Consider the following 16,305-nt stretch of genomic DNA (forward strand, 5'->3'; position numbering starts at 1 on the left):
TACCAGTTCGCAATTTGCGCTGAAGCGGCCCAAGCCATGATTAAACAACGCACACTGAAAAATATTATCCGTGCCACAGGTGTAGGCCTGCACTCCGGGGAGAAGGTCTACCTGACCCTCAAGCCTGCGCCTGTCGACACTGGCATTGTGTTTTGTCGCGCTGACCTCGACCCTGTGGTGCAGATCCCTGCCCGCGCGGAAAACGTCGGTGAAACCACTATGTCGACCACGCTGGTAAACGGCGACGTCAAAGTGGACACGGTAGAGCACTTGCTCTCGGCCATGGCTGGCCTGGGCATCGATAACGCCTACGTCGAGCTCTCCGCGTCCGAAGTCCCGATCATGGATGGCAGCGCTGGACCCTTCGTATTCCTGATTCAATCGGCAGGCCTGGAAGAACAGGACGCCCCCAAGAAATTCATCCGCATCCTGCGTGAAGTGACAGTGGAAGACGGCGACAAGCGCGCCACTTTCGTCCCTTTCGAAGGATTCAAGGTGAGCTTCGAGATCGATTTCGATCACCCGGTTTTCCGGGACCGCACCCAAAGTGCAAGCGTGGATTTTTCCAGCACTTCGTTCGTAAAAGAAGTCAGCCGCGCCCGTACTTTCGGTTTCATGAGTGATATCGAGTACCTGCGCAAGCACAACCTCGCACTCGGCGGCAGCGTTGAAAACGCGATCGTGGTTGATGCCGATGGCGTACTGAACGAAGACGGCCTTCGCTATGAAGACGAATTCGTGAAGCACAAGATCCTCGATGCAATTGGCGATCTGTACCTGCTGGGCAATAGCCTGATTGGTGAGTTCAAGGGCTTCAAGTCCGGCCACGCACTGAACAACCAGCTGCTGCGCAAGTTGATTGAGCAGACAGATGCATGGGAAGTCGTGACGTTCGATGACGCCAGCACCGCACCAATCTCTTACATGCGCCCGGTTGCGGCGGTGTAAGTAAAAAACCTCTCTAGTTTTTTGAAGGCTACCCTCGGGTAGCCTTTTTTTATGCCCGCAGATTTTGTATTGGCTGTGCAGACCTCATCGCTGGCAAGCCAGCTCCCACAGGTTTCTTTGCTGCCCACAGATCAGCAATACACAGTAAACCCTGTGGGAGCTGGCTTGCCAGCGATGAGGCCGGTGGGGTCAGACAAAACTCAGCCAGCCACAACCCGGTTTCGCCCGCTTTCCTTGGCCTGATACAACGCCTTGTCTGCCGCAAACATCAGCTGCTCCAGCGTCATTTCGCTCGCCGAAGTCCATGTGCTGATACCGATACTCACCGTCAGCGGTACATCGGCACCTTTTACAAGTGGCATCTGCTCGACTGCCGCGCGAATATGCTCGGCGATCTGCTGCGCACCGAGGCTGTCGGTTTCGGCAAGGATCACCGAGAACTCTTCGCCGCCATAACGCGCCACCAGATCCGCCGGGCGCCGCACGTTCGCGGTAATCACCTTGGCCAACTCTCGTAACGCCTGATCACCGGCCTGATGCCCATGCCGGTCATTGAACGGCTTGAAGTGATCGGCATCGATCATCATCACTGACAAGGGCTTGCCCGAACGCTGGGCGCGGAACCACTCATGGCGCAGGTATTGGTCGAGCATCCGGCGGTTAGCCACGCCGGTCAGTGCATCGGTGGCAGCCAGTTTCGCCAGTTCGCGCTCGGCCTGCTGGCGCAAACGCAGTTCCCGGGCGAGCAGCCAGGTCAGCCACAGCAAGCCTATGCACAACACGCCTGTGGCGCCGCTGATCAGCATCGCGGTCCGCCGCCAGACAGCGAACACCTCGTCGTTGGACAGCGCCACGATCACGATCAGTGGCAGGTTACCGACCCGTGAGTAGGTATAGAGCCGCTGGCGGTGATCCATGCTCGACGTGCTGCTGAAGCTGCCGTTGCCATCGGTGTCGCGCAGGATGCGCACCACATTCGGGCGGTTGGCGAAGCTCTTGCCGATGGAATCGCTTTGCAGGTATGGCTTCTGCGCCAGTAGCAAACCGTCGTTGTCGATGATGTTCAGCGTGCTGTCGCTGCCGATGTCGAGGCTGTTGAACAGTTCGTCGAAGTAATCGAGCTTCATCGATGCCACGGCAACCCCGATAAATTCGCCGGTCTCCGATGAAATCCGTCGGCTGAAACTGATCCGCCACTGATCGGATTCGTCGCAATCACAACGGGTCTTGAATGGTCGGCTGATGAACATCCCGGCGTCGCGATTGAAGGCGTGGACAAGGAAATAGTCGCGGTCAGCGAAGTTGCCCGGTTTCGGTTCGATGCGCGATGAGTCGGCAACCACCTCGCCGTGTTTATCGAGCAACAGAATATCGCCCTTGAAACGGGCGGTGGTGGAGCGGTCGAACAGCGCCAGATGACGGATCTGCGGGGACACGGTTTGCAGATCATCGCGCTGGGCGGCAGCGATCAGCCCTTGCAGGGTCAGATCGTATAGCTCGACGGTGCGCAACACATCAGCGTCGATCAGTTGCGCAACCGTCGTAGCGCCGCGAGTGGCCGTGTCCTGAGCATTGGCGTGCTCACGAATCAGCAGGAAAGTGACGATGCACAGAATCGCGATGACGGTCAGCGAACTGCCACAGATCAGCAGCAGTTCGGGGCGCCCGGTCTTGCCCGAAACGGGAGGGGTACGGCTCGCGATCATGATTGGCTATCGGTTGGGGAGTCTTATAAGCGTAGTTGCCAAACCATTGGCATGAAAAAAACCAATTGTGGCGAGGGAGCTTGCTCCCGCCGGGTCGCGAAGCGGCCCCATGCTCTTTCCAAAGCAGGGGCCTGCTGCGCAGTCCAGCGGGAGCAAGCTCCCTCGCCACAGGTTCAGTGTCGATTACGACAGAGTAGCGCTGATCTTAGAAGACGTTGATCGGGTAGTCGATGATTACGCGGTATTCATCTGTGTCCGTATCAATCGCGCCATAGCCATTGCCGCCACGGTTGTTCGCCCATTGCAGGCGTACCGCGAGATCCTTGGCCTGGCCGCTCTGTACCACGTACTTCAAATCGATGTCGCGCTCGTGGTGTTTGGCGTTGCGGCCATCGGCGTTGTACCAGTTTGAGTAGCCTTTGCTGTTCGGATCGACCTTGGTCAAATCAAGCGTGCCGCGCGAGTAGGAGACGGACGAGGTCAGCCCCGGCAAGCCCAGGCCAGCAAAGTCGTAGGCGTACTTGAGCTTCCACGAGCGCTCGTTCGGGCCGTTGAAGTCCGAGTATTGCTGCGAGTTGTCGAGGTAGACGCTGTCGCCCTGGCTGATGTAGTCGAACGGCGTATTACCGTTGACCCGCTGATACGCGGCGGTAACGCTGTGACTGCCGACGCCTACGGTGAAATGCAGGCTGTAGGTGTTGTTGTCGATGTCGCCGAGCCGCGCCTGACCAGTGTCCTGCGTGTGATAGAAGTGTAGGCCCGGATTGAGACTGACCAGATCGTTCAGCGCCCAGGTGTAGTCCAGGTCGTAGTAATACTGGTTCCAGATGTCCTTGAGTTCCGAGGCGTACAGGCTGCTGGTCAGCCCTTCGACGCCACTGAAGGCCACACCGGCCCACGTGATGTGCTGGCTTTCGTCGCCGTCGGCCAGCGTGCCATACGAAGTACCGATGCGCTGATGGCCGCTCTGGTTGTAAGGCTTGGTGAAACTCGCCTGACCGCCCTCGATCAACCAGCCATCGAAACTGTGGTTGGTCAGGCTGACACCGCGAAAAGTCTGCGGCAGCATGCGGCTGTCGCCACCGGCAATCACCGGGTTGGTGAGGAACAAGTCGCCGGCCTTCAGTTCGGTGTCGAACGCACGCATTTTCAGCGTGCCACCCGCCGTGGAAAACGAACCCGGCGCTTTGCCGTTGCCATCGCTGATCGGCAGGATACTCGAGCCATCGGTACCGCCACCGCCATCGAGTTTCAACCCGAGCATGGCGTGGGCATCAACGCCGAAACCGACGGTGCCTTCGGTGTAGCCGGATTTGAAGATGCCGAGAAAACCCTGGCCCCACTCGATGTTGTCGTCCGCTTTCTGCATGCGGTTGCGATTCATATAGTAGTTGCGGGCGTTGAGGTTGAGGCTCGAGCCTTCGACGAAGCCCTGTTTCTCTGGCTCGTCGGCGTGGGCTGCGGGGGCGATCGTTGCGGCGATTGCAATGAACAACGGGGTGAAACTGACTGGGTAACGCACTTGCGGTGGAGCTCCTTGGGTCAGCTGACACTTCAATGTTTTGAAGTGCGGGATGTTTCTTATTGTAAAAGACGTAGCAAACGGCTTTCAGACCACAACGAAAAAAGGCCGCTGAAAGTCAGCGGCCTGGAATGACGACGGTTGAACGGGAAGAGCCAAACAACCGCGTCGAGGGAAACGTTGCGCGATACGCGACTCAGCTGTCTTTCTCGGTGGCTTGAATCTCGGACGTTGCGGCCTGCGGGGCTTGTGTGGCGCCTTGGGTCTTGGCCATCACTTCTGTCTGATACTGCTCGAATGCCTGAGCGCGAGCGGCGTTTTGCGCTACGAACGACTGCGATTCTTCCGCCATCGCCATGGGCGACAGGATCAATGAGGACAAAACGAAAGCGCTGGCAATACCCATACTGTTGGACATCTGGAAAACCTTCTTGCTTGGCAAGTGCTGTTTGGTGCGGGCAAAGATAAGGTCGCCGGACGTTGGGAAACAGCGTGATTTTCATAAATGACTGTTACAGCGGGAGCAAAGATCACCCCTTCCTGAAACTGCTGAGGTCTGTGGAAGTATGTTTACTTGTGGCGAGGGGATTTATCCCCGTAGGGCTGCGAAGCAGCTCCAAAAATTCCGGATTCAAAGATCCCTTCAGACCTTGCACACAGGATTTGCGACTGCTGCGCAGCCGAACGGGGATAAATCCCCTCGCCACAATTGGCTCCGTTTATTCCTGAAATCGCAGTCAGACCGGGAGATGGATTCCGAAGGTATTCATCCCGCGATCACTGCGCACAAACACATCACCGCCATGCATCAACGCAATCGCCTTGACGATCGCCAGGCCCAACCCATGGTTGTTCCCGCTGTTACTGCGCGAAGCATCCACACGATAAAAACGCTCGAACAAACGCGGCAGATGTTCGCTGGCAATCGGCGAGCCGGGATTAGCCACGCCGATGCTCACCTGATGTTCTTCGACATCAATCCGCACCTCGATCACCTGACCCGGCTCGGTGTGCTGCACCGCGTTGCTCAACAGATTGATCAACGCCCGCCGCAGATGCGCGATCTCAATCTGCACCTGAGCATCACCACTGACCTGCACCCGAACCTGAGCATCCTCAAGAATGAAATCCAGATATTCGAGAGTGGTCGCCACTTCATCCGCCAACGACGTCGACGTCAGTTTGGTCGCCTTGCTGCCCTGATCGGCGCTGGCTAGAAACAGCATGTCGTTGATGATCGAACGCAGGCGTTCCAGCTCTTCGAGATTGGATTGCAGCACCTCAAAATAATGCTCGGCGGAGCGTCCGCGAGTCAGCGCGACTTGGGTCTGGCCGATCAGATTGGTCAGGGGCGAGCGCAGTTCATGCGCAACATCGGCGTTGAATGATTCCAGCCGCGAATACGCCTGTTCGACCCGCTCCAGCGTCGAGTTGAACGAGTCGACAAACTGCGCAAGCTCCGGCGGTAATGGCGACATGCGCAGGCGTCCGGCGCGCAACGGCGGGGCCAGCCGCTGCGCTTCCTGCGAGAGCTTGATCAACGGCTTGAGGCCGATCCGCGCCACCCAATAACCCAGCGCCGAAGCCATCAATACACCGATGATGGCCAGACCTATTAATGCGATCAGCAAGTTGTGCTGAGTCTCGTGGAAGGTTTCGGTGTCGATGCCAATCATGAAGCGCAGCGGCGGGCGTTGATCCTTGGCCGGCAGTTCGGTCAGCAGCACTTTCAACGGAAAAGCATGCTCGGGCAGCTGCAAGTCACGCATGCCCAACGGGCCTTGGGCGAACGCACGGATCAGCGCATTCGGCTCACCATATTCGTAGCCCGGATCACCGCTGACCACCCAGAAACGAATGCGTTTGTCTTCTTCACCGAGCAGTTTCAGCTTGGCGTTGATCTTCACCCAATGCTCCGGTGTACCGAAGCGATTGAGTGCCGATTCCAGCACGCTGTAACGCGCATCCAGTTCGGCTTCCGGCAACAGCCCCAAACCTTTATCCACTTGCTGATACAGCGCGCCGCCAATCAACAGAAACACCAGCAGCGCCACCAGCGTGAACATCCCGCTCAGGCGCAGGGCAATCGAATTACTGGACACCACGGCTCTCCAGCACGTAACCCATGCCGCGAATGGTGTGCAGCAGTTTCTCGTCGAACGGCCCGTCGAGCTTGGCCCGCAGACGCTTGATCGCCACTTCGACGACATTCGCGTCGCTGTCGAAATTGATATCCCAGACCATCTCGGCGATCGAAGTTTTCGAAAGAATTTCACCCTGCCGTCGCGCCAGCACACTGAGCAGCGAAAACTCTTTCGCCGTCAGGTCCAGTCGCGTACCGGCGCGGGTTGCCTTGCGGCTGATCAAATCTATCCACAGGTCGGCGATGCTGACTTGCACCGGTTCATGGCCGCCGCTGCGTCGGGTCAGCGCTTGCAGGCGCGCCACCAGTTCAAGGAAGGAAAACGGTTTGCCGAGGTAATCGTCGGCACCGTCGCGCAGGCCTTTGATCCGGTCTTCGACCCGCTCGCGAGCGGTGAGCATGATCACCGGGGTTTGCTTGCGCGCACGCAATGCGCGCAGCACGCCGAAGCCGTCCAGGCCTGGCAGCATCACGTCGAGGACGATCACCGCGTAGTCGCTTTCCAGCGCCAGATGCAGGCCCTCGACGCCGTCGCGGGCCAGATCCACGGTGTAACCCTGTTCCGTCAGACCGCGGTGTAGATAATCCGCGGTTTTTTCCTCGTCTTCGATAATCAGAACGCGCATGACCCTGCCTCAGTCTGTGGTCGCCAGCGCCGGCACGGGCGCAGGTTTGGGTCTGTGAAAAAGACGCTCAAGCCACAAGTATATGACCGGAGTGGTAAACAGCGTCAGCATCTGGCTGACCAGCAAACCGCCAACCACCGCGATCCCCAGCGGCTGACGCAGTTCGGCGCCGGTGCCGTAGCCAAGCATCAGCGGCAACGCGCCAAGCAGGGCGGCGAGGGTGGTCATGATGATCGGCCGGAACCGCGTGATGCACGCCTCGAAGATCGCATCCTGCGGCGACAGTCCTCGATGTCGCTGGGCCTCCAGCGCAAAGTCGATCATCAGGATACCGTTCTTCTTGACGATCCCGATCAGCAGCACCAGCCCGATCAACGCCATGATCGAAAAGTCCTGCCCGCAGATCCACAGCATGATCACCGCGCCAAGTCCTGCCGCCGGTAGCGTCGAGATGATGGTCAACGGATGCACGAAGCTCTCGTAGAGCACGCCAAGAATGATGTACACCGCCACCAGCGCCGCGAGAATCAGCCACGGCTGACTGGCCAGCGAACTCTGGAACGCCTGCGCCGCACCCTGGAAATTGCCGCTGATCGCGGTCGGCATGCCGATTTCGGCCTTGGCCTGATTGAGCAGAATCACCGCATCGCCCAGCGCCACGCCGGGCGCGAGGTTGAACGACAAGTTGGCCGCCGGGAACATGCCGTCATGAGCAATCGACAGCGGGCCGATGGTCGGTGCGTCGAATTTCGCCAGCGCCGACAGCGGCACCATTTCCCCGCTCAAAGGTGAGCGCAGGTAGAAATAGTTGAGGCTTTCGGCTTTGCCGCGTTGCTTGGTGTCGAGTTCCAGAATCACGTTGTACTGGTTGACCTGGGTCTGGAATTCGTTGATCTGCCGCTGGCCGAACGCATCGTACAGTGCCTCGTCGACATCACTTGCGGTCAGGCCGAAACGCGCCGCCGCACTGCGGTCGATGCTGATGTGGGTGATGCTGCCGCCCAGTTGCAAGTCGTTGGAAATGTCGCGGAATGCCGGGATGCCACGCAGTTTTTCGGTCAGGCGCTGGGTCCATGTGGCGAGGGTCGCGCCGTCGTTACTCTTGAGCACGTATTGATATTGCGCACGGCTCGGGCCGGAGCTGAGGTTGATGTCCTGGCCGGCACGCAGATACAGAACGATGCCCGGGACTTTCATCAATTTCGGCCGGATACGGTCGATGAATTCGCTGGCCGAGACATCACGGTCACCGCGTTTTTTCAGGGCGATCCAGAAGCGGCCGTTGGCGATGGTCTGGTTGCTGCCGGACACGCCGACAGAATGCGAGAATGCCTGCACCGCCGGATCGGCTGCGACGATTTCGGCCATGGCGAGGTGTTTTTTCACCATGTCGCCGTAGGAAATATCCGCCGCCGCTTCAGTGGTGCCGAGCACGAACCCGGTGTCCTGAATCGGGAAGAAACCCTTGGGGATAAAGATGTAACCAGTAATCGCCAAAGCCAGAGACAAACCGAACACACCGATCATCAGCTTCTGATGGGCGAGGGCGCGGCGCAGACCTTTCTCGTACCAAGCGAGCAAGCGCTCGCTGAACCCCGGTTTGTCGTGGGCGTGATGCACCGGTTTGCGCATGAACAGCGCTGCCAGGGTTGGCGCCAGTGTCAGCGAAACCACTACCGAAATCATGATCGTCGACGTCGCGGTCAGCGCGAATTCCTTGAACAGCCGCCCGACCACGCCGCCCATGAACAGCAACGGAATAAACGCCGCCACCAGCGAGAAACTGATCGAGACCACGGTGAAACCAATCTCGCCGGCACCCTTGATCGCCGCCTCGCGCATGTCGTCGCCGGCCTCCAGATGCCGGTGGATGTTCTCCACCACCACAATCGCATCGTCGACCACAAACCCCACCGCCACGACAATCGCCACCAGCGTCAGGTTGTTCAGGCTGAAACCCATCACATACATCAGCGCGAAACTGGCGATCAGCGAAACACCGAGCACCGCCGAAACAATCAGCGTCGCCGACAACTGGCGCAGGAACAGCGCCATCACCGCCACCACCAGCAGGATCGCGATCAGCAGAGTGATTTCCACTTCATGCAGCGAGGCGCGAATGGTCTGGGTACGGTCGATCAGCACTTTGACCTGTACCGAGGCCGGCAGCATGGCTTCCAGACCGGGCAGTGCAGCTTGAATCCGGTCGACGGTCTCGACAATGTTCGCCCCCGGTTGGCGCGAGATCACCAGGTTCACACCCGGTTGATCGCCGGCCCACGCTTGCACGTAGGCATCTTCCGATCCGTCGACGACTTTGGCGACATCGCGCAGGTGAACCGGGGCGCCGTCCTTGTAGGAAACAATGAGTTGGCTGTAATCCTCGGGGTGGAACAACTGGTCGTTGGTCGACAGCGTGGAAATACTCGATTCGCCGTACAGCGCACCTTTGGCGAGGTTGAGGCTGGTCTGTTGGATCGCCAGGCGAATGTCGGCGAGGGTCAGGCCGATGGCTGCGAGTTTGTCTGCCGAAGCCTGCACACGGATTGCCGGACGCTGCTGACCGGTGATGTTGATTTGGCCTACGCCATCGATCTGACTGATCTGACGCGACAGCAGGGTTTCCACCAGATCGCTGAGTTCGGTACCGGGCATTTGCGTCGAGCTGACACTGAGGATCAGCACCGGGCTGTCAGCCGGGTTGACCTTCTTCCAGGTCGGCAGCGTCGGCATGTCCTTGGGCAGTTTGCCGGCAGCGGTGTTGATCGCTGCTTGTACTTCCTGCGCGGCAGTGTCGATGCTTTTGTCGAGGGTGAACTGCAAGGTCAGCAGGCTTGAGCCCAAGGCACTGCTTGAGGTCATTTGGGTCATGCCGGGGATGGCGCTGAATTGCACCTCAAGCGGCGTGGCCACCGACGAGGCCATTGTGTCGGGGCTGGCGCCGGGTAACTGCGCGGACACCTGAATGGTGGGAAATTCCGCTTCCGGCAGTGGCGCAATCGGCAATCGCGGGAAGGCAATGACGCCGAGCAGCACCAGGGCGAAGGTCAGCAGAATCGTCGCGACCGGGTGATCAATGCACCACGTCGAAAGCCCTTTGTGTTGCTTCATGGCTTGGGCTCCGCTTGCACCACCTGCGCCGGTTCACTCATCACCTGCACGGTCGAACCGGGTTTGAGGCGCGACTGGCCGTCGCTCACCAACTGGTCACCGGCCTTCACGCCTTTGATGATGTCCTGGCCACTGCCCTGATAAACCATCTGCACTTGCACCGCTTCGACCTTGTCGCCGTTGACCCGATAAACGAAGTGCTGATCGAGACCGCGTTGTACGACAGTCGGCGGCACTACCAGCGCATTTTTATCCAGCGCTGTCTGAATTTTTACCGTGACCAGCAGGCCGGGCCAGAGCTTCTGGCTGGCGTTATCGAATTCGGCCTTGGCGCGGATGGTGCCGGTGTTGGCGTTGATCTGGTTGTCGATCAGGGTCAGATGGCCCTCGCCGAGCAGGTTGCCGGTTTCGCCGTCGGTGTCGGCACCGATGTAGGCCTTGACCTGTGCATGTTGCGGGTCGTTGATCAGGCCTTGCAGGGTTGGCAGCATTTGCTGCGGCAGGGAGAACTCGACGGCAATCGGGTCGATCTGGGTGACGGTGAACAGACCCTGGGTGTCGGTCATGCGCAGGAAGTTGCCTTCATCGACTGTACGAATGCCGACGCGGCCGGTGACCGGGGAGCGGATCTGCGTGTAGGAAAGTTGTACTTGCGCGGCATCAATCGAGGCCTGATTGCCTTGGGCGGTGGCCTTGAGTTGGTTGACCAGCGCTTGTTGCTGGTCGTAGGTCTGTTTGGAGACGCCGTCGTCGACGCTGAGCAGTTTGTAGCGTTGGAGGTTGACCAGAGCGACTTGCAGTTGTGCCTGGCTTTCGCCGAGTTGGGCGCGTGCCTGATCGAGGCTGGCGCGGATCGAGCGGTCGTCGATGCTGGCGAGGAGGTCGCCGGCCTTCACTAACTGGCCTTCCTTGACGAGGATTTTGGTGAGGATGCCGTCGATCTGTGGGCGCACGACCACGCTGTGTAATGAGAGGACTGAGCCGATGCCGCTGGTGTAGCGGGGGACGTCTTTTTCGCTGACGGCCACGACGCGCACGGGGATGGCGGTCGGGCTGGCGAGTTTGGCTGGCGCCGGTTTCAGGGCATACCACAGGCCTGCGCCTGCGAGGGCTATGACCAGGGTGGCGAGCAGGGCTTTGTTGTTCTGGATTCGCATGCGATTGGGGCGCCAAGATATGGAGTTTGGGCAGATTGGGTAGTTATAAACCTGTCTTGGGGTCAGGAGGGTGACCGTAAACTGACGGCGCTGTCAGTTTGGGCTTTTGGGCTTTGGGCTTGGGTGTATATCCGTTGCTGCGGTTATGGCTGCTTGGGGTTCCGCCCTTACGGCGGGTCACTTTTTCCAGACGCCGAAAAAGTAACCAAAAAGGCTTTGCCCTGACGTACGGCCCGCTCGCTGGGGCTCGGGGTTCCTTCGCTCCGGGATTCATCCGGGGGGGATCGCCTACGGTTTGCTGCGCTGCACCTCCTCTCGATCTGTTCGACTTCGTCGAACGGCGCTGCGCGCCAGCCCCCGGATGAACCCCTCCACTCAGCCTTCCGACGGGCGCTTTAGATCAAGAGCTACAGGCGAGCTAACGCTCATTCTGTGAGTGGTTAAAAGCGACGCGGTTGGCTTTTGCTCTTCTGTAGGAGTGAGCCTGCTCGCGATGGCGGCCTGACAGCCGACCAAGTTTTTCCTGACTGCACACGAGCGTATTTCAATTTTTTATGTTTAAGCGTGTGGATAAATTGCAGAACCTTCCCACAAGGTTTTCAGGTTGTCCGTCGGACGTGGGCTCTCTAGTCTTTGGCTGTCGCTGCCAATCAGCGATCGGGCGTGAGATCCCCGGAATGCTTGCAACTGGCGCCAACGCCGCGATAATTGGCGCCGACTCAATCTGCTGCCTGCTTTATGGCGGCTGTGTGCGGGCAGACTTCGGTCTGGCCGGTTGCCTGCTCCGGTGGATCTCACCCCGCACATAGTTGCCACCTCTTCGCCGCGTGAGATCCGGCGAACGATGGCTACCTTTACAGCATCAGCAGGAGTTGCACTTTGGATAAGTTAATCCCCGACCCACCCCAAGAAACCCCAATCCCGCAAACCGAAGCCACCCGCGCCGAAGATCTCATCAAAGACCGCGAAGCCATCAAACGCGCTCTCGATTTCTACCTCAGCCCTGAACGCCCAAAAGCCAACAGCCCCAGCACGATGTTCATGCTTGTCCCTGATATCGACACTGAAACGCTGCTCGCCCACGCCTACGAATCGTTGGCTTCCGCCAGTGCCCTTGCCAGTAATTTCGCCAGCGAACTGAGCGGCTTTCAGCGCAGCACCGCGCTGGCTATCCAGCAGATCGTGATGCTCGCCGAACTGGCAGTTAACCGCGCGCTGGATCGGGTTGATCCGCAAACCTGAGACCGCGTCATCGTTCATCGCTGGCAAGCCAGCTCCCACAGATTCCTCATCAATCTGAAGGTGGCGCATAACCTTGTGGGAGCTAGCCTGCTAGCGATGACGGCCTGACAGCCACCACCGATCATCACCTGACGGGCACTCTGGGCCGGTGCAACAACTACGCTCCTAAAGATCCGCCCTCACCAGCGGATACAAGTGGTATAGCCCTGACAATCAGTGGGGCGGATCTCTCCGGGAGTGTCTTGCCATGAACTTGAAAGCCCTGTTGTCGAGTGTGCTCGTCCTGCTGCCTCTCACCGCATTTGCCGCGCCGCAAACCTCTTCCGGCGTGATCCGTTTTACCGGTCAGATAGTCGATAACGGTTGTGAAGTCGGGCGTGTCGGATCGCTGGCTTCAAGTGCTTCGCGTCAGATCGAACTGCAGCCCGGTGTGAAGCTCGATGTGGACACTTATCGCAACGCGTGCAGCCATCAGGAATTGCCGTTTTCCGTGACGTATCAAGCGCTGAAGACCTCGACCGACAAAGGCATCGTTACCATCACCTACCTGTAAGCCGTTCGGCGAACAGTGCAAATCTGCCGATACTGACTCGGCGCGCGCGCAGGTATACTGCGCGCCTTCGCGGCTCACTCACCGGGCCCGACTTTGTGCTTTCCGGAGCTTTTATGACTTCCCCAAACCAACCGCTGGTTGACGACGCCGTGAGCGATGTCCCGGCCGACCTGACCGAAACCGGCGAAACCAAGGCTGCGATCCCGGCCTTCAAGTTCCCGTTCAAACCGGGTGAACTGGCTGGCGCCAAAGACTCGAACCAGCCTTGGTACAAGAACGGCGCCAAGAACGGTCACACCAAAACCCCAGGCATGGCGCCACCGGGTACCCGTCGTTCGATGGGTAAGCGCTGAGTTCTGTCCTGCTTTCGGCCATCGACTGTGATGCAACGGGATTGATGGTGTGCTTACTGGCCCCATCGCGGGCAAGCCACGCTCCCACAGGAATTGCGTCGTACACAATATTTGTGAACACCCGAAAGACCTGTGGGAGCGTGGCTTGCCCGCGATGAGGCCAGAACAGTCACTGCAAAATCCGGATCAAGCCGCCCGCAACGAAATAAACGCATAGGTCTGAGCAGGCTCCGTCACCACCTGCGCCCCGGTCGCCAGCACCTGCCCGGCGACATCTTCACCAGACACATGAAACAACCACTCCCCAGGCTCGGCGCCCAACGGCTGCGCAGCGACCTGATCAATCACCGCAGCAAACGCCTGCATATCCGGCAGATACGCAGCAAACCCGTCGCCCTTGAGCGCCGTAACGCGAATCCCGAGCAAGCCGCAAATCGCATCCTTGATGCTGATGTCATCGCGATCCGCCTGGCGTGAGCGCTGGATCAACTCGATCAGTTCCTGATCCACCAACTCGCCGCCAACGATCAACGCCGAACCTTGCTGCCAGGACTCTGGCGGGCAGTCCTTGGCCTGCGGGTTGAGCTGGATATGCGGGTTGATTTCCGCCGGATAAATGCGGCACACCAATGGTCGGCGCTCGTAGATGCGGCAGAGGTTTTCTTCGTCAAGATTCCGACAGCGACCGACGTTATAGGCGGCGAAGGTGATCGCCACATGCGCCTGCGACTCGCCGCTGCGGACCACCAGGGAGCGGCGCTCGGCGTGTTCGCGTTGTTGCTCCGGCAGGCCCAGGCCATTTGGCAGAAAGGCCTCGACCAGCACGATCACCTGACCACCATCCGCCGCCCACATGCGGGCTTCGCTCAGGGTCAGGGGGACATGGTGGTCGGTGCAGCATTTGCCGCAGCCTACGCAGGAAAACGTCGTATTCATTGCGCGATCAGTCTTCAATCAGGGGGTGGAACGGCGACGTAAAACCGCCATGCAGGCCCTGATCGAAGCAAGTTGTGCGCCATTCACTGGGCTTTGGCGGACGGGCGGATCGAGTCCCACTCGGTGACGAACGCGGTTTTCGACTTTTTGTTGTACAGGCATAGCTCGGTGCCTTGCTGGCCCTTCATGTGTTTTTGCGGGTATTGGCCTTGCAGCAACAGGGCGGTGTAGCCGACCCGGTCGTCGAACTGCGCGGCGTTGCCGACGGGTTTGGCGTTTTTCAGGCCGCTCGCCTTGGTGCAACTGGCGAGTACGGTTTTGTCGTAGGCGGCCCAGGCGTCGGGGCTGGAGGCTTGGGCCTGGGAGGCGAGGGCAGTGAGGCAGAGCAGGCTGAGGGTCAGGGTTTTCATGGTCGGGCATCCTTGATAGTGGCCAAGGTTGGAGTATGCCTGAGGATGAAAGTTGTCCTTCAGGGCGCCATCGCTGGCAAGCCAGCTCCCACAGGTTTTGTGAAGGACGGCGATGGCGGTCTGTCAGTCCGGGACAAACTCCCGGCGAACCCGGTACATCCCGGCACTTTCATACAACCGCTGCGCCCGCAGGTTGTCTTCCAGTACCTTCAGATCGACAAACCCTTCGCGCCGTTGCTGAAACACCTTGAATGCATTCAGCAGCAAGGCCCGGCCCAGTCCGAGCCGTTGCGCCCGTGGATGCACCACCAGATTCTTGATGTAGGCACTGGTCCAGCACTGCGCCACACCGACCACGCCTTCGGCATCGCTGGCAATCAAACACAGCGCCGGGTCGTATTCAGGATCGCTTTCGAAGCGTTGTTGCCAAACGTCCAGTGCCGGCACCCGACCGCCACCTTCCTGGTAGCCAAGCTGCATCAGCTGATGCACGGCTGGCGCCAGTTCAACGCGGTAGGTGCTGAGTTGAATGCCGTCAGGCAAGCAGATAGGCGGCGTATCCTCTCGAAGATCACGCCGCATCAAAAAACAGTACGTCGCACTCAAGGCTTAGTGACCGTGGGCGGCGACGTGTTTGGCCGCTTCGATCAGGCAGTGGGTCAACTCTGGCGAAGAGAACTTGGTCAGCACGCCGTTGGCCCCGGCCAGTCGTGCTTTTTCGCTGTTCATCGCGCTGTCGAGCGAGGTGTGCAGCAGCACATAAAGGTGGGCGAAGTCCGGCGTCTCGCGCAGGGTGCGGGTGAAGGCGTAGCCGTCCATCTCGGACATTTCGATGTCAGAGACGATCAGGTTGATCTGTTGTGCGGTGCCTTGCAGGTCCAGCAGGCAGTCGATGGCTTCCTTTGCGCTGCGTGCGGTGTGGCATTGCAGGCCGAGGTTGCGCAGGGTGTGTACCGATTGCTGCAACGCCACCTGACTGTCATCGACCACCAGAATCCGCGCATTGCCGAGTACATCGGCGTCTTCCATGCTCAGGTCGGTCGGGGCCATTTCGATTTGCGTCGGGGCGATGGCGTGAATGACTTTTTCGATGTCCAGCACCTGCACCAGTGTGCCGTCGACCGAGGTCACGCCGGTGATGTACGAGCGCACACCGCCCGAGCCGAACGGCGGCGGTTTGATGTCGGTGGTCAGGCAGTGGACGATCTTGCTCACCGCTTGTACGTGCAGACCCTGTTTGGAACGGCTGACGTCGGTGACGATCAGGCAACCGCCGTTCGGGTCTTCGAGTGGACGTTCGCCGATGGCGCGACTGAGGTCGATCACCGACAGCGAGGCCCCGCGCAGAGTGGCGATGCCTTTGACGTGCGGGTGCGACTCCGGCAGCTTGGTCAGCGGCGGGCAGGGGATGATTTCACTGACTTTCAGCAGGTTGATCGCCATCAGCTTGCCGCTGCGCAAGGTAAACAGAAGAAGCGAAAGTGAATCTGCGCGGGCTTTGGTGGAAGACATATAAACCTTCTGTGGAAAAAGGTGGTGGGCGAGGGTGGGTATCGCCAGAAACTATTGATGCCGGGTTATCGGCGTCAAAAGGTTGG

Annotated in this window: 15 protein-coding genes; 4 read left to right on the forward strand and 11 right to left on the reverse strand. The window is 59.3% G+C overall.

Features of this window, described 5'->3' with window-relative positions; genetic code table 11:
* Nucleotides 1-36 precede the first annotated feature (36 nt).
* Nucleotides 37-948 carry a UDP-3-O-acyl-N-acetylglucosamine deacetylase gene (gene lpxC / locus ACTWLJ_RS12355; protein WP_093424909.1) on the forward strand — a complete coding sequence of 304 codons (912 nt, stop codon included), beginning with the start codon at nt 37-39 and terminating at the stop codon, nt 946-948.
* Between the two features lie 200 nt (nt 949-1,148).
* Here lpxC and ACTWLJ_RS12360 read toward each other — a convergent pair whose 3' ends face one another.
* The 7 genes from ACTWLJ_RS12360 to ACTWLJ_RS12390 form a co-directional block, all read right to left on the reverse strand.
* Nucleotides 1,149-2,654 carry a sensor domain-containing diguanylate cyclase gene (locus ACTWLJ_RS12360; protein ID WP_401220319.1) on the reverse strand — a complete coding sequence of 502 codons (1,506 nt, stop codon included), beginning with the start codon at nt 2,652-2,654 and terminating at the stop codon, nt 1,149-1,151.
* Nucleotides 2,655-2,859: 205 nt separating this feature from the next.
* Nucleotides 2,860-4,176 carry an OprD family porin gene (locus ACTWLJ_RS12365; RefSeq protein WP_445180998.1) on the reverse strand — a complete coding sequence of 439 codons (1,317 nt, stop codon included), beginning with the start codon at nt 4,174-4,176 and terminating at the stop codon, nt 2,860-2,862.
* Between the two features lie 196 nt (nt 4,177-4,372).
* Complete coding sequence (locus ACTWLJ_RS12370; protein WP_445180999.1) at nt 4,373-4,594, reverse strand: hypothetical protein; 222 nt, start codon at nt 4,592-4,594, stop codon at nt 4,373-4,375.
* A gap of 319 nt (nt 4,595-4,913) precedes the next feature.
* Complete coding sequence (locus tag ACTWLJ_RS12375; protein ID WP_445181000.1) at nt 4,914-6,278, reverse strand: heavy metal sensor histidine kinase; 1,365 nt, start codon at nt 6,276-6,278, stop codon at nt 4,914-4,916.
* Nucleotides 6,268-6,945: a heavy metal response regulator transcription factor gene (locus ACTWLJ_RS12380; protein ID WP_401220330.1), complete on the reverse strand. Its 678-nt coding sequence runs from the start codon at nt 6,943-6,945 to the stop codon at nt 6,268-6,270. Before ACTWLJ_RS12380 ends, ACTWLJ_RS12375 begins: the two co-directional genes overlap by 11 nt.
* A gap of 9 nt (nt 6,946-6,954) precedes the next feature.
* A complete protein-coding gene (locus ACTWLJ_RS12385) occupies nt 6,955-10,056 on the reverse strand; it encodes a multidrug efflux RND transporter permease subunit (protein WP_445181001.1) in 3,102 nt (1,033 codons plus the stop codon).
* Nucleotides 10,053-11,213: an efflux RND transporter periplasmic adaptor subunit gene (locus tag ACTWLJ_RS12390; protein ID WP_445181002.1), complete on the reverse strand. Its 1,161-nt coding sequence runs from the start codon at nt 11,211-11,213 to the stop codon at nt 10,053-10,055. The genes ACTWLJ_RS12385 and ACTWLJ_RS12390 overlap by 4 nt, the downstream gene beginning before the upstream one ends.
* A gap of 879 nt (nt 11,214-12,092) precedes the next feature.
* Here ACTWLJ_RS12390 and ACTWLJ_RS12395 point away from each other — a divergent pair.
* From ACTWLJ_RS12395 to ACTWLJ_RS12405, 3 genes are all read left to right on the forward strand, one after another.
* A complete protein-coding gene (locus tag ACTWLJ_RS12395; RefSeq protein ID WP_401220338.1) occupies nt 12,093-12,455 on the forward strand; it encodes a DUF6124 family protein in 363 nt (120 codons plus the stop codon).
* 247 nt (nt 12,456-12,702) lie between these two features.
* A complete protein-coding gene (locus ACTWLJ_RS12400) occupies nt 12,703-13,008 on the forward strand; it encodes a type 1 fimbrial protein (protein WP_445181003.1) in 306 nt (101 codons plus the stop codon).
* Nucleotides 13,009-13,121: 113 nt separating this feature from the next.
* Nucleotides 13,122-13,361: a hypothetical protein gene (locus tag ACTWLJ_RS12405; RefSeq protein WP_445181004.1), complete on the forward strand. Its 240-nt coding sequence runs from the start codon at nt 13,122-13,124 to the stop codon at nt 13,359-13,361.
* A 186-nt stretch (nt 13,362-13,547) separates the two neighbouring features.
* Here the strand turns inward: ACTWLJ_RS12405 and ACTWLJ_RS12410 are convergent, their stop codons facing one another.
* From ACTWLJ_RS12410 to ACTWLJ_RS12425, 4 genes are all read right to left on the reverse strand, one after another.
* Nucleotides 13,548-14,297 carry a YkgJ family cysteine cluster protein gene (locus tag ACTWLJ_RS12410; RefSeq protein WP_445181005.1) on the reverse strand — a complete coding sequence of 250 codons (750 nt, stop codon included), beginning with the start codon at nt 14,295-14,297 and terminating at the stop codon, nt 13,548-13,550.
* 83 nt (nt 14,298-14,380) lie between these two features.
* On the reverse strand, nt 14,381-14,707 hold the full coding sequence (locus ACTWLJ_RS12415; protein ID WP_445181006.1) for a hypothetical protein: 327 nt from the start codon (nt 14,705-14,707) through the stop codon (nt 14,381-14,383).
* Nucleotides 14,708-14,830: 123 nt separating this feature from the next.
* A complete protein-coding gene (locus ACTWLJ_RS12420; protein WP_401220351.1) occupies nt 14,831-15,289 on the reverse strand; it encodes a GNAT family N-acetyltransferase in 459 nt (152 codons plus the stop codon).
* 27 nt (nt 15,290-15,316) lie between these two features.
* Nucleotides 15,317-16,219, reverse strand: a complete 903-nt coding sequence (locus tag ACTWLJ_RS12425) for a chemotaxis protein CheV (RefSeq protein WP_401220353.1) — start codon at nt 16,217-16,219, stop codon at nt 15,317-15,319.
* Nucleotides 16,220-16,305 lie beyond the last annotated feature (86 nt).

This window comes from Pseudomonas sp. McL0111, from assembly GCF_052567255.1.

Excerpts from the sequence above, each read along its gene's own strand:
- ACTWLJ_RS12360 (WP_401220319.1), bottom strand. The coding sequence starts at position 2,654 with ATGATCGCGAGCCGTACCCCTCCCGTTTCGGGCAAGACCGGGCGCCCC.
- ACTWLJ_RS12420 (WP_401220351.1), bottom strand. The coding sequence starts at position 15,289 with ATGCGGCGTGATCTTCGAGAGGATACGCCGCCTATCTGCTTGCCTGAC.
- ACTWLJ_RS12425 (WP_401220353.1), bottom strand. The coding sequence starts at position 16,219 with ATGTCTTCCACCAAAGCCCGCGCAGATTCACTTTCGCTTCTTCTGTTT.
- ACTWLJ_RS12405 (WP_445181004.1), top strand. The coding sequence starts at position 13,122 with ATGACTTCCCCAAACCAACCGCTGGTTGACGACGCCGTGAGCGATGTC.
- ACTWLJ_RS12380 (WP_401220330.1), bottom strand. The coding sequence starts at position 6,945 with ATGCGCGTTCTGATTATCGAAGACGAGGAAAAAACCGCGGATTATCTA.
- ACTWLJ_RS12370 (WP_445180999.1), bottom strand. The coding sequence starts at position 4,594 with ATGTCCAACAGTATGGGTATTGCCAGCGCTTTCGTTTTGTCCTCATTG.
- lpxC (WP_093424909.1), top strand. The coding sequence starts at position 37 with ATGATTAAACAACGCACACTGAAAAATATTATCCGTGCCACAGGTGTA.
- ACTWLJ_RS12415 (WP_445181006.1), bottom strand. The coding sequence starts at position 14,707 with ATGAAAACCCTGACCCTCAGCCTGCTCTGCCTCACTGCCCTCGCCTCC.
- ACTWLJ_RS12385 (WP_445181001.1), bottom strand. The coding sequence starts at position 10,056 with ATGAAGCAACACAAAGGGCTTTCGACGTGGTGCATTGATCACCCGGTC.
- ACTWLJ_RS12390 (WP_445181002.1), bottom strand. The coding sequence starts at position 11,213 with ATGCGAATCCAGAACAACAAAGCCCTGCTCGCCACCCTGGTCATAGCC.
- ACTWLJ_RS12400 (WP_445181003.1), top strand. The coding sequence starts at position 12,703 with ATGAACTTGAAAGCCCTGTTGTCGAGTGTGCTCGTCCTGCTGCCTCTC.
- ACTWLJ_RS12410 (WP_445181005.1), bottom strand. The coding sequence starts at position 14,297 with ATGAATACGACGTTTTCCTGCGTAGGCTGCGGCAAATGCTGCACCGAC.